Consider the following 13,127-nt stretch of genomic DNA (forward strand, 5'->3'; position numbering starts at 1 on the left):
AGCGCCTGGACGAGCCGGTGACTTCGACGAGAAAGATGACGAGCAGCGTGATCAGGACGGGGATGGCGAGGAGCCATTCCTGCAGTTCGGACATCGCGTCTTCTCCTTAGCGTTTGCCGGTGCTGCCGAGCCCGCCGGCGCGGTCCGTCGAGATCGCGACCGGCCCCTCCTCCCAGCGCGCGACCCGGTACCGGTGAAGGACGACCTGGGCGATCCGTTCGCCGTGTTCGATGCGAATGGCGTGCGGCGCCGAGTTGAGGACGAGGACGAACCACTCGTCCGGATAGTCGGCGTCCACGGTGCCGGGCGCGTTGGGCACGGTGAGCCCGCGCTTCCACGCGAGCGACGACCGCATGCGAATCTGCGCTTCATAGCCGTCCGGCAGACGGGCGCGGAAGCCCGTGGGCACGAGCGCCCGGTCGCCGGGTTCGAGGGCGATCGAAGGGGCACCCTTCCCCGTGGAGGTCGCGGTCACGGAGAGGGTCTCGCGGGTGGCCCCCCGGTGGACCCGGACCGGCCCGCACGTGAGATGCGCCCGGATGTCGTAACCGGCCGACTGCTCCGTCGCTCGCTCCGGGACGCGAACATCCTCCGCCAGCTTCTCGAAGATGACGCGGGCGCCGTTGGCGTCGGACACGTACCCTCTCCCGTCTTCCTGAAGATCTACTGGAACCGACGTGCCCATTCTGCGGCGGCGGACATGAATCTGTCGAGATGCTTCCCGGTCGCTTCATCCGCCAGTTCGAGATCATCGTCGAACACGGCGCTCGCTCCCGAGAGCAGAACCCGCGGCTGCGGCATCACGTGGGCGTTCAGCCCCGCGAGCGACTCGCGCAGGGAGCGCTGAGCCAGCGCCGTCCCCAGGCGGCCCGGCGTCGCCCCCATGATGGCGACGGGCTTCCCGTCCCACGCCTGCGGACGCGGGGGCCGCGACCCCCAGTCGACGGCGTTCTTGAGCACGGCCGGCAGCCCTCCGTTGTACTCCGGCGTCACGAGCAGCACCAGGTCCGCCGCGTGAATCGCGGCCTTGAATTCCGCAACCTCGCCGGGATCGCCCGCGGCCTCCACGTCCCCGTCATAGAACGGTAGCCGTGACGGATCGAAATCCCGGACTTCGACGCCTTCCGGCACCCGCGACATGGCGGCCCGCAGAAGGGCCCGATTGAACGACCGCCGGCGGCAACTGCCCGCCATGGCAAGCAGGGAGAGCGGCGCCGGACCCGAATCCGACGCTGAGTCTGTTCCGTGAGTCATGGGCCGGAGAGTGCGCCACGCGGGGACCCCGCGCAAATTGCGACGTTCCCCGGGCGCAGCGACGTTCCCGCGGGAACATCACACTTCGAGGAGCCGTCCGATGAAACAATCTTCGTTCGTGAACCGCGCGATGCCCGCGGTCGCCCCGTACACCCTTTCGCTTGCACTCCTTTTCGTGACCGCGGGCGCGGCGACTGCGCAGGAAGGTTCGAACGGAGACGGGGAGCCGGAGAACGAGGATCTGCCGCTGCCGGTCGACCGCACCGTCGCCATCGACATGACCGAGGGGAGCTGGATCTCTCTCGACGTGAGCCCGGACGGCGAGACGATCGTCTTCGACTACCTCGGCGATCTCTTCACGATCCCGATCGACGGCGGGGATGCGACGCAACTCACGTCGGGCATGGCCTTCGACGCGCAGCCCCGCTTCTCTCCCGACGGCACGCGGATCGCCTACACGTCCGACCATGACGGCGGGCAGAACATCTGGATCCGCTCCCTCGACGGCTCCGACACGACGCAGATCTCGAAGGGCTCCGCCAACCGCGCCGAGTCTCCCGAGTGGCTTCCGGGCGGGGATTACATCGTCGCGTCGATGGGCGGCTTCCGCGGGGGCGGGCTGCCAAAGCTCAAGCTGTTCCACGTGGACGGCGGGAGCGGCATCCAGCTCGTCTCGGAACCGGACAACCTGAAGATGCTCGGGGCCGCAGTCTCCTCCGACGGCCGCTACATCTGGTACGCGCGGCGGACCGGAGACTGGACCTACAACGCGCAGTTTCCGCAGTACCAGCTCGAGGCGTACGACCGCGAGTCGGGCGAACGATACACCCGCTCCTCGCGATACGGCTCGGCGATCCGGCCGGTGCTCTCGCCCGACGGCCGCTGGCTCGTGTTCGGGACCCGCCACGACGCACACACGGGGCTCATGATCCGGGACCTCGAGAGCGGCGACGAGCGCTGGCTCGCCTATCCCGTCCAGCACGACGACCAGGAGTCGCGGGCCACGCTGGACGCACTCCCCGGCATGTCGTTCACGCCGGACTCCCGGCACCTCCTCGCCTCTTACGGCGGGAAGATCTGGAAGCTCCCGGTCGAAGGCGGCAACGCGGAGGAGATCCCCTTCCGCGTCCGGTTCGACCTCACGCTGGGACCGAGGGTTGACTTCGACTATCCGATCGAGGACACGCCGACCTTCACCGTGCGCCAGATCCGCGATGCGGCGCCATCCCCCTCCGGCGACCGGCTCGCCTTCACTGCGCTCGACCGCCTCTGGGTGTCGGGCGCCGACGGCTCAGGCGCCGAACGGCTCACGGACGCGGACATGTCGGAGCACTTCGCGACCTGGTCGCCGGACGGCGAATGGATCGCCTACTCGACGTGGGACGGGACCGAGGGGCACCTCTACAAGGCGCGCGCGGACGGCGGCGCGGCGCCGGTGCGGCTCACGCGCGACGCGGCGACGTACTTCGCCCCCGCCTGGGGCCCCGGCGACCGAATCGTGGCGGTGCGCGGCCTCGTGCGGGCCTACGAGACGCAGGGTGAAGGAGGCGCGCCGGGCACCGAGATCGTGTGGGTGTCCGCCAACCCGGACGGCTCCGGCGGCGGGCCGGCGACGCTCATCGCGCCCACCGACGGACGGGCGAATCCCCACTTCGTGGAGGAGAAAGACCGCATCCACCTCTTCCGTTTCCCCGACGCCCTGGTCTCGATTCGATGGGATGGGACGGACGAGAAGGAGCATGTGAAGGTGCGCGGGCCCACGCCCCAGGGCTCGACGCAGGGCCTGTCCCCTTCGACCATCGAGATGGCGCCGCGCGGCGACCAGGCGCTCGCGGAGATCCAGCGTGAGATCTACACCGTGACGGTGCCGCGAGCCGGCGTGATTCCGACGATCAACGTCTCGAACCCGGACAACGCCTCCTTCCCCGCACGCCGCGTCACCGAGATCGGCGGCGAGTTTCCCACCTGGAGCGGCGACGGCCGCACGGTGCACTTCTCCCTCGGCAACGCCCACTTCTCCTATGACCTCGATGCGGCGCGGGCGTACGAAGACAGCGTGGAGGCGGCCGAAGCCGAGGAAGAGGCCGACGAGGAGACGGATGAAGAGGTCGGAGCGGAGGCTGCGGAGGAGGAAGGAGAGGAGACCGAAGAGGAAGCGGAGGACGACGGCTACCGGGCGGCGGAACACCGGATCCTCATCGAGGCGCCGCGCGATATTCCGACGGGTGTCGCGGTGCTCCGCGGCGGGCGCGCGATCACGATGAACGGCGACGAGGTCATCGAGGAGGCGGATATCGTGATCCGCGACAACCGGATCGAAGCCGTGGGCGCGAGCGGTTCGGTCGCGGTTCCGGAAGGTGCCGTCGTCTTCGACATCAGCGGACGGACGGTCGTCCCCGGCTTCGTGGACACGCACGCGCACCTTCGGGCACGCGACCAGCTCCACCGCACGGATGTATGGCCGTACCTCGCCAACCTCGCGTACGGAGTGACGACTACCCGGGACCCGCAGACGGGGAACACGGAGGTCCTCTCCTACGCGGACATGGTCCGGGCCGGGAGCATTCTCGGACCGCGCGTCTACTCCACGGGGCCGGGCGTCTTCTGGCAGGACGGGATCGACACCGAGGAGGAGGCGATGAACGTCCTCTCCCGGTACGCGGACTACTTCGATACGAAGACGATCAAGATGTACGTGGCCGCGGCGCGGAAGGGGCGGCAGCACATCATCATGGCGGCGCGCGAACTCGGGCTCATGCCGACGACGGAGGGGTCGCTCAACCTCCGGCAGAACCTCACCGAGACGATCGACGGCTATCCGGGGCTCGAACACTCCATCCCCATCTTCCCGGTGTACGACGACTACGTGCGGCTCTTTGCAGAGACCGGCCGGGTCTACACGCCGACGCTGCTCGTGTCGTACGGGGGCCCGTGGGCGGAGAACTACTTCTATTCGCGCGAGAACCCGCACGACGATCCGAAGCTCCGCCGCTTCGTCCCGCACGACGAGGTGGACTCGCGCACGCTGCGCCGGGCGCAGTGGTTCCGCGAGGACCAGCACGTGTTCTCGCGACACGGGGAGTTCGTCAGGAACCTCGTGGACGCAGGCGGCAAGGCGGGCGTGGGGAGCCACGGCCAGCTGCAGGGACTCGGCTACCACTGGGAGCTGTGGGCGATGGCCGCCGACGACATGGACGCGCACGACGCGCTGCGCACGGCGACGATCTTCGGCGCCGAAGCGATCGGGCTCGACCGGGACCTCGGCACGATCGAGGCGGGCAAGCTCGCCGACCTCGTGATCCTGACCGCGAACCCGCTCGACGACCTGCGCAACACGAACGCGATCGAGCAGGTGATGCTGAACGGGCGCCTGTACGACGCGGATACGCTGGACGAGATCCATCCTCGGCAGCGGCCGCTGGCCCCGCTCTGGTGGTGGGACGACGAGCCCGAGGGGCTCCCGGGCGTGACGTCCCGCTGACGCACTCTGCGGGTAATGCCGGCAGCGGCGGCCTGCGAGCCGACCGACGGTGGGAGGGGGACCGGTGAAGAGGGGCTACGACTTTGCGATCGCGGGCGGGGGCGTCATCGGCGCCTCCATCGCCTTTCACCTGGCGGAGCTGTCGGATGCCTCGGTCGCCCTCTTCGACCGGGGAGAAGTCTGCGGCGGTGGCACGGGCCGGTCGTGCGCCGTCATCCGCAGCCACTACTCGGTGGCGAGCAACACCCGGCTGACGCTCCGGAGTCTCGAGGTGTTCCGCGATTTCCGGGAAGCGCTCGGCGAAGACGGCGTCGCGTGCGGCTTCGTGAACTCGGGCTACCTCATCCTGGCCGGGCCCGGATCCTTCGCCGACCGATTGGCCGACAATCTCGCACGGCAACGGGAGCTGGGCGCGGACACGTCGCCCATCGGGCGGGCGGAGGCACGTGAACTGCACCCCTGGCTCGAACTGGAAGACGTGGCTGCGATCGGCTGGGAACCCGCGTCGGGCTACGCGGATCCAGTCGCCACGACCCTGGGGTACGTCACGGCCGCGCAGCGGCGCGGGGTAGCGGTGTTCGAGCACACACCCGTGGAGCGGCTGTGCCTCGCGCCGGACGGCGGGACCTCCGCCAATCGCGTGACCGGCGTGACGACGCCCGGCGGGACGGTGGAGGCCGGGTGCGTCGTGAGTGCGGTGGGCCCCTGGACCCGAGGTCTCTACGCAGAATCCGGCCTATCGGACGATGCCGTCGAAGCCCTCCGGTTGCAGGTGTCGCGGCACGTGGTACTGACGTTCGGCGGCTCCTCGGAATATGGCCCTGAAATTCCTATCGTAAAAGATCTTACTGTCAATAATAAGATGTATTTTCGACCTGCCGATGGCGGTGTCGTGCTCGTGGGGACCGGAGACTTCGGAGACCCGCTGGAGGATCCCGACCGCATGACCGCCACCGCTCCGCGCGACCTCGTCTCCCTGCAGCGGACGCAGATCGGAGCCCGCATGCCGGCCTTCGAGGGGGCGCGCCTCACGGACTCGTGGGTGGGACCCTACGACATCACACCGGACTGGAATCCGGTGCTGGGCCCCGCGCCCGACCTGCCCGGCCTGTACCTCGCCTACGGGTTCTCGGGGCACGGGTTCAAGCTGGCCCCGGCCATCGGGCGCTGCGTGGCGCAGTCCCTGCTGGGCGAGACGCCCGACGTCGACCTCGCCCCCTACCGCCCGGAACGCTTCCGCAAAGAAGCACTGCTCCTGGGCGCCTACGGCGTCGGATCAATCTCGTAGCGCACTGATGAGGGCTCGGGCCAGCGGCCGACCTCCGGGGTCGCTGCCAACGTCCGGGGTCACTTCAGCGTGTGGGAGCGGGAAGTCGAGGCTGGAGCTGCGATGAAGCCCAGGGGCCGGCGGGCATCGGGGGAATCACGCTACAGCCTCACCATACCCTCTCATTGCAAAGGCGGTCGAACGTCTTACCATCCGGACCGTTTGGGAGAACGGACTCCGGCGGCTTCCGGGGTGGCTCCAGGGTGCCGGGGTTCTCGTACATGAACTTGCCTACGGCATGGCACCAGAGAGAGTGATTCGGGCAGGGCGGCATCGACAGGTCGACTTCACTGCCGGAGGGGCTGACCTCCCCGCCGACCTCTCTGCACGGCGGCGGCGGCGTACTCGACTCCGCCAGCCTCCGCATGTAGTCACGTCCCCGGCCCTCGGGATCCGCGTGGTAGATGTCGCCCAGCGCCGACACGAGCCCACGTATTTCGGATCGGCTCCCGCGGCGGTGAGCCTCGTGGATCGGATCGGTACCGCCACCTGCAAGCACGCGATCCGCACGCGTTTCATAAACACGCACGAGTACATCGAAGGCGGCGGGGTACGATCGACCACGACCGTACCCCATGGCGCTGACCAGCGCCGAATACGCTTTGACCTGTGTATCGTATTCCGGCGACAAGTACTCCGCGTCGAGTAACAGGATATCCCCCAGCCTGTTTGCAAACGCCTCCAGCTGGATCGGTGAGCGGGGCGTATGCACCTGCCGAAGTATGCTGATGGCGGGCATAGCCTCGGCGCCCGGACTGACCAGATCCGACTCGCCACGCAGGGCGAGGAGTGCGTCGGCGATCGTGGGTTCACGCCATTCTCCGGCCTCACCCCGCACGAGCCACCGCCTGTCCCTCTCCGATTGCTGGCAGGACACGGTTAGCGGAGCGAGAAGCACTCCCAGGGTGAGAAGGAGCTTCCCCGGTTCCAACCTCATGATCGTTCTCCTCGCCCCAGCACCAGCAACCGCGCGTGCCACCATGTGAACCGATGTCGTGAGCTGTCAATGGCGGCTGAAAACGTGACGAAGGGTTGCTCCGGAGGGTGTTGAAGAGATCGCCGTGCTGCCTCATGCGGTACCTGTATCTCGACGTCACGAGCCTCAAGGGCGTATCGTCGATGAATCGATGAAAGCAGAAGAGAGACGGCAAATGAAGCGGATCGTACTTTTCTTTCTGGTGCTACTGTGTCCGGCAGGCCTGAGCGCCCGGGAGCAAATGCCGGAACGGGGTATGCTACTGGAGCGGGGGCAATGGCGGACACCGACTCCCACGAGCGCCCTCCGCGCACTGCAGGTCGAAGAGTCAGATGCCGATGGACGCCTCCGAGGGCGAAACGCAGCCGAAGCTGTCTTGCGTCAGCATTTCGAAAGCCGTTCGAAGGCTGAACTGGATGCGTTCGCCGATGATTTGGTGCGGTTGATCCGCGACGGGACGAAACTGCAGGCGTATGCCGCTCACATGGCGCTGATCCACTCCGCCGCGGTGGCTGAAGAACCTGGACGCGGCGTACCGTACACGGGCGCAGCAGATGCGTTCATTCGGCTCTACGAGTCCTACGATGGCGAGGCCAGACTGCAGTACGAGGGAGATCAAGCGCTGTACGGCATCTTCGAAACAGGTGGTGTCGACTACGTCCGCGCCCTGTTCGACGCAAGTGAGCAACCGCCACCCTGTCAGTGGCCACCTATGGGACTCGATGTGCCGCAAGTGGTCGAGAACCCATGTCCTAACGTCTGTGCGTGGTGCCAAGCGGGCAAGCTTCTTCTGGCTGCCAGCGGTGGGCCGGCGCCCGAGTTGTGGTCACGGCTCTGCGAATACAAACGGCACTAAACGCGTTTTCGGCGCGACCTGATACCTGCAGACCAGCCCCTGTGCCCCCGCCGGAATGCGGGATTTGCCGGGAAGCACCACGATGCCAACTCTGTTCGAGTCCCGGGGCACTTCGACGCTCGCGCCTCAGCCGCGCGGGTCGAGCGGCAGCCGCACGGCGCCGAGCGGGCGGTCGGCGGTGTAGAGCGCGAGCTCGAACCGCCCCGCGAGCAGGTCGTCGAGGTCGGCGGCGCTCAGCGTCAGCGTGCCCTCGGCCGATGCGTGGCCCGGGCCGGAGAGACGACGCACGACCGCGTTCGGCCGCGTTCCGCTGCCCCGGCGCTGGAGCACGATCGCGTGGGCGTCCGCCGGCCCGAGGCCGGACGTGGCGATGAGGTAGCGGAGGGTGCCGCGCGGAAGGTCGAGGCTGAAGCTGCCCTGGAGCCGAGGGGCGGCGGGCCGCCCGGCCCATCCGCCGTCGCCGGCGACGCTGAAGCGGAGCGGTTCCGGCGCGCGGCCGTCCGCGAGCGGGGGCGTGCGGTGAGGTGCGCGGCGCGGCTCGATCGCCCGTTCGAGCGCGTACGCGAACGAGACCAGACGCGCATCGTCGAACGGGCGGCCGATCAGCTCTACGCCGGTCGGCATCCCGGTCCGCGTGAACCCCGCGGGCGCGCTGATCGCCGGGAGCCCGCTGTGCGCGGCGAGCTGGCACGTCCCCCCGACCGGCGCTGAGCCGATCCGGGCGGGATCGCGCCGCAGCGTCGGGTAGGCGATCGCGTCGAGCCGCTCTTCGTCCATGAACGCCACGATCGCTTCCCGCAGCGCGGCCTGCCGCGCCAGCGCCTCGGCATAGGCCGCCTCATCGCGCTGCCCCGACTCGCTGCGCCGCCGGAAGGTGCCGTCGAGCTGCTCGTGGTGCAGTCCCCGCTCCACGATGTCCCCGAGCGACGCCACGGGCGCGCCGCCGGCCGCATCCAGGTACGCGGCGAGATCCAGGGCGAATTCGTGCCCGATCACGCTCGTGTTCGTGAGCAGCGAGTCCTGGTCCGGGATCTCGACATCGACGATCTCCGCCCCCGCCGCGGCCATCGCATCGAGAGCGGCGCGGACGGACGCCGTGACCGGAGCTTCCGCGCCCGAATCCGACAGCCACTCCGTCAATGCGCCGATCCGGGCGCCGTCAAGCGCCTCCGCGTCGAGCGCGGCGAGGAAGCCGACCGGCTCGCGGCCCCGCATCGCCTCCGTGGCCCGATCCGCCGCATCCGCGCCGACCGTCGCGTCGAGGGCGAGCGCGAGATCCACCACCGAGCGCGCCAGCGGGCCGCCCGTATCCTGCGTGTGCGAGAGGGGGATGAGCCCGTCGATGCTCGACAGCCCCTTCGTCGGCCGCAGCCCGACGAGGTTGTGGACGGACGACGGGATGCGGATCGACCCGCACGTATCGGATCCCCAGCCCACGGCTCCGAAGCTCGCCGCAACCGCCGCGCCTGTCCCGCCGGAGGAGCCGCCGGGGTTCCTCGCCGGATCGTACGGGTTCCGCGTCTGCCCGCCGAGCGAGCTGATGCTCGTGATCCCCGCCGCCAGTTCGTGCATGTTCGTCTTCGCGAGGATGATCGCCCCCGCCTCGCGCAGCTTCCCCACCTGGAAGGCGTCGTCCGGCGGCGTCCAGCCCGCGAGCGCAACCGTCGAGCCGGCCGTGGGCATGTCGAAGGTGTCGTAGTTGTCCTTGAGGAGGATGGGGATCCCGTGCAGCGGCCCCCTCAAGCGCCCCGACGCGCGCTCCGCGTCGAGCCGCCGCGCCTGTTCCCTCGCGCCCGGATGGAGGCGGATGATCGCGTTGAGCGTCGGCCCCGCACGGTCGTACGCCGCGATCCGTGCGATGTACGCGTCGACGAGGTCCACGGAGGTCGCCGCGCCCGACTCGAGCGCAGCCTGAAGCTCGGGGATCGACGCCTCCCACACCTCGAACGCCGCCGCCCCGCCCTCCCCCGTCTGGGCGGAGAGCCGTGCCGCCGACGAGGCGCCCCATGCGAACGCGAGACCCCACACGATGAGGTGGCGAACGACGAGGCCGCGGGCGACGAGGCTCCGGGGGACGAATCCGTGGAAGCCGGGACCGCGCGGGGCGAGCGTGCGAGCGAGGGTGCTAGCGGGTTCCATGCGCCAGGTGCCTTTCTCCGATGGCCACGAACGTCCCCGAGCAGGTCGCCGTGCGCTCGCCTCCGGAAAGCAGTTCGGCTTCGACCACGACCTTGCGCTCGCCCACCTCGGCGATCCGCGCCCGGAGTTGCACCGGAGCGTCCGAGGGCGTCGGCTTCCGGAGCCGGACCGTGTATTCGGCGGTCACCGTGACGGGCGGATGGTCCAGCCCGCGCGTACGCATGAAGTAGTGCGCGGCACACCAGTTGCACTGGCAGTCGAGCAGCGTTCCGATGATCCCTCCGTTGAGGATTCCCGGGAACGACCGGTGATTCGGCCCCGGCGTCCATTCCGCGATCACCTCGTAGCTGCCGTCCGGCCCGTGGCCGCCCTCCGCCGCCGGGAAGCTGCACAGCCGGAGCCCATCCGGGTTCGCCGGACCGCAGCCGAAACAGATCGACTCGCGCGCGTACCTCTCCTGCAGCGACTCGCTCACGACGCCCCGGCCCGCTCGCGCGCCACCAGGAACCGCCGGAGGATCTTGCCCGACGCCGACTTCGGGATCTCCTCGAGGAACTCCACGGCACGGATCCTCTTCTGCGGAGCCACGCGCTCCGCCACGTACTCCATGATTTCCTCGCCGCTCACCTCTCCCGCCCTCACGACGCACGCCTTCGGGATCTCGCCGGCCTCCTCGTCCGCCACCGGAATGACGGCGACATCGGCCACGGCCGGATGGGCGAGGAGAAGGTCCTCGAGTTCGGCGGGGGCCACCTGGTAACCCTTGTACTTGATGAGTTCCTTGGCGCGGTCGACGATCGTCACATATCCGTCTTCGTCCGCGCGTCCCACATCCCCCGTGTGGAGCCAGCCCTCGGCATCGACGGTCGCCGCCGTCGCCTCGGGGTTCCCGAGATATCCCTTCATCACCTGCGGACCGCGGACCCACACCTCCCCTTCCCCGCCCGGTCCCAGCGCCTCCCCGGACTCGAGATCGACGATCATCATCTCGGTGCTCGGGATCGTCGGCCCGATCGTCCCGATCTTGTCCACGTCGACGTTCTCCCCGAAGCAGACGTGGGTGACGGGACTCGCCTCGGTAAGACCGTACCCCTGGAATACGCGGCACCCGATCCTCTCCTGGCAGGCGAGGGCGATTTCCTCTCCCAGCGGGGCCGCACCGGACATGATCCAGTTCACGGACGAAAGGTCGTAGCCATCGACCGCGGGGTGCTTTGCGAGGCCGAGCACGATCGGGGGAACGAGGTAGAGGCTCGTGGCCCGGTATCGCTGAATCGCCCCCAGGAACTCCTCGAGATCGAAGCGGGGCATGGTGACGACGGTCGCCCCCGCTCTCAGGGCGCCGCTCATGACCACGACCATCCCGTAGATGTGGAAGAAGGGGAGGACGGCGAGCACGACGTCGTCGGCGTCCACGAGTCCCACGGCGCTGAACTGTTCGATGTTCGCGACGAGGTTCCTGTGCGTGAGCATCACGCCCTTGGACACGCCCGTCGTGCCGCTCGAATACGGGAGTGTGAGGAGATCCTCGGCGGGATCGCCGCTGCCCGCCGGTTCCGCATCCGCCGTCATCCCGTCCTTCATCCCGTCTGCGATGAGGTCGGCGAAGGCGGTGGCACCCTTCGCCTCTCCGAACACGAAGATCTCTTCGATCCCGGTTCGTGCCGCGACCGCTTGAGCCCTTTGGAGAAGCGGCGGGACGGTGATGAACCAGCGGGCACCGGAATCGTTCAGTTGGGAGATGAGTTCGTCGTCGGTGCTGAGAGGGTTCAGCGTCGTGCTGCAGCCGCCGGCCATGCCCGTCGCGAGGAACGCAGTCGCGTACTCGGGCAGGTTCGGGCTGCAGATGGCCATGACGCCCCCGCGCTCCAGTCCGCGGGCTGCGAGGCCCCGCGCCGCGGCGCGCGCCTGATCACGGAGTTGCCCGTACGTCACCACCCGGCCGCTCGGTCCTTCGATGAACGCTGGCCTGTCCCGGCGGTCCCCGAGGGAACCCAGGAGATAGTCGGAGAAGGACTGCGCCGGGACGGTGATCGGGGGATGAGGGCTGTGGAAGATCATTCGGCGTCCTTCCGGTGGATTCAGGGGGCGGCGTCGACCGCCGATACTCGAGCGGAAGATCGGCGAACCGGCCGCGGCCCGGCAAGCAGCCGGGAGCGCCGCGGCATCGCCGGGCGGGGCGCGTGGTCACCGGGACCGGCTGCGCACGGGGGCGCGAACCCGTAGACTCGACTCTCCATGACCTCCACCCGCAAGATCGTCCTCTGGGTCGTCGCGATCGGCCTGAGCGCGCTCTTCGTCCGGCTCGGATTCTGGCAACTCGACCGGCATGGGGAGCGGAGCGCCGGGGTACGTGAGCGCGCAGTCCGCGCCGAGGCCCCCGTGCTCGAGTGGAGCGGCCCCGGCGACGTGCCGCCCGACACAGCCGGCCTCATCGGCCGCCGCGCGCGGCTGAGCGGCCGGTGGGACCGGGCTGGCGAGGTCGTCATCAGGAGCCGCACCCTGGACGGGCGGGCCGGCGCGGAGGTGCTGACCCCGCTCCTCGTCGGCGGTGACTCCGCGCAGACCGTGATGGTCCTCCGCGGCTGGCTGCCCGCGCCGGACGGCCTGCGCCCCGACCTGGCAGCCGGCTGGACCGCCCCGCCCGCCACCACCGGCGGCGGGGACCCGGCACGCGCCGAGGGCGTGTTCGTCTCCTCACGCGACGGACGGGGTGGCCAGCCCCTCCAGGTCGAGATCGCCGGCGCCGGGCACCTCGCCATCGCGGGCCTCGACCTCGCCTTGATTCGCGATCAGACTGACCTCGACCCCTCCCCCCATGTGCTGCGCGCGGACGATCCGCCCGCGGGCGCCAGCTTCCGTCCCGCGCGCGAGATCGAGACGGACTCCGGCCCGCACCTCTCCTACGCGATCCAGTGGTTCTCGTTCGCCGTGATCGCGCTGGTCGGCACCGCGATCCTCACTCGCGGAGAGTAGCAGCGCACCGGGTTTACGCCGGTACCCTCACGATCGATCTTCCGGCATGGGATGTTTCGTGTCGGAGGGTAGAGCCGTGCCGTGCGGTCTCCGTGGCATTCGCGGTGCGCCGGTCTTG

The 13,127-nt window shown here is 69.2% G+C and carries 10 protein-coding genes; 4 read left to right on the forward strand and 6 right to left on the reverse strand.

Annotation, left to right across the window (positions count from 1 at the left end; genetic code table 11):
• Nucleotides 1-106 precede the first annotated feature (106 nt).
• Nucleotides 107-637 carry a dUTP diphosphatase gene (dut, locus tag RN729_RS09600; protein WP_310784167.1) on the reverse strand — a complete coding sequence of 177 codons (531 nt, stop codon included), beginning with the start codon at nucleotides 635-637 and terminating at the stop codon, nucleotides 107-109.
• Between the two features lie 26 nt (nucleotides 638-663).
• Nucleotides 664-1,254 carry an NADPH-dependent FMN reductase gene (locus RN729_RS09605; RefSeq protein ID WP_310784170.1) on the reverse strand — a complete coding sequence of 197 codons (591 nt, stop codon included), beginning with the start codon at nucleotides 1,252-1,254 and terminating at the stop codon, nucleotides 664-666.
• A gap of 100 nt (nucleotides 1,255-1,354) precedes the next feature.
• Here RN729_RS09605 and RN729_RS09610 point away from each other — a divergent pair, with 100 nt between their 5' ends.
• On the forward strand, nucleotides 1,355-4,735 hold the full coding sequence (locus RN729_RS09610; RefSeq protein WP_310784173.1) for an amidohydrolase family protein: 3,381 nt from the start codon (nucleotides 1,355-1,357) through the stop codon (nucleotides 4,733-4,735).
• 64 nt (nucleotides 4,736-4,799) lie between these two features.
• Nucleotides 4,800-6,023, forward strand: coding sequence for an FAD-binding oxidoreductase (locus tag RN729_RS09615; protein WP_310784176.1), 1,224 nt, complete (start codon nucleotides 4,800-4,802; stop codon nucleotides 6,021-6,023).
• A 148-nt stretch (nucleotides 6,024-6,171) separates the two neighbouring features.
• Here the strand turns inward: RN729_RS09615 and RN729_RS09620 are convergent, their stop codons facing one another.
• A complete protein-coding gene (locus RN729_RS09620; RefSeq protein ID WP_310784179.1) occupies nucleotides 6,172-6,999 on the reverse strand; it encodes a hypothetical protein in 828 nt (275 codons plus the stop codon).
• 214 nt (nucleotides 7,000-7,213) lie between these two features.
• On the opposite strand from RN729_RS09620, the gene RN729_RS09625 reads away from it, so the two are divergent.
• Nucleotides 7,214-7,894: a hypothetical protein gene (locus RN729_RS09625; RefSeq protein ID WP_310784182.1), complete on the forward strand. Its 681-nt coding sequence runs from the start codon at nucleotides 7,214-7,216 to the stop codon at nucleotides 7,892-7,894.
• 126 nt (nucleotides 7,895-8,020) lie between these two features.
• On the opposite strand, the gene RN729_RS09630 is transcribed toward RN729_RS09625, so the two are convergent.
• From RN729_RS09630 to RN729_RS09640, 3 genes are read right to left on the reverse strand one after another with little or no spacing between them, the layout of a single operon-like run.
• Nucleotides 8,021-10,033, reverse strand: a complete 2,013-nt coding sequence (locus RN729_RS09630; protein ID WP_310784186.1) for an amidase family protein — start codon at nucleotides 10,031-10,033, stop codon at nucleotides 8,021-8,023.
• A complete protein-coding gene (locus RN729_RS09635; protein ID WP_310784189.1) occupies nucleotides 10,020-10,508 on the reverse strand; it encodes a PaaI family thioesterase in 489 nt (162 codons plus the stop codon). Before RN729_RS09635 ends, RN729_RS09630 begins: the two co-directional genes overlap by 14 nt.
• Nucleotides 10,505-12,094 carry an AMP-binding protein gene (locus RN729_RS09640; protein WP_310784192.1) on the reverse strand — a complete coding sequence of 530 codons (1,590 nt, stop codon included), beginning with the start codon at nucleotides 12,092-12,094 and terminating at the stop codon, nucleotides 10,505-10,507. Before RN729_RS09640 ends, RN729_RS09635 begins: the two co-directional genes overlap by 4 nt.
• 177 nt (nucleotides 12,095-12,271) lie before the next feature.
• Here RN729_RS09640 and RN729_RS09645 point away from each other — a divergent pair, with 177 nt between their 5' ends.
• Nucleotides 12,272-13,009, forward strand: coding sequence for an SURF1 family protein (locus tag RN729_RS09645; RefSeq protein ID WP_310784195.1), 738 nt, complete (start codon nucleotides 12,272-12,274; stop codon nucleotides 13,007-13,009).
• The last annotated feature ends 118 nt before the right edge of the window (nucleotides 13,010-13,127 follow it).

Origin of the sequence: Candidatus Palauibacter polyketidifaciens (assembly GCF_947581785.1) — a bacterium.
Lineage (GTDB): Bacteria > Gemmatimonadota > Gemmatimonadetes > Palauibacterales > Palauibacteraceae > Palauibacter > Palauibacter polyketidifaciens.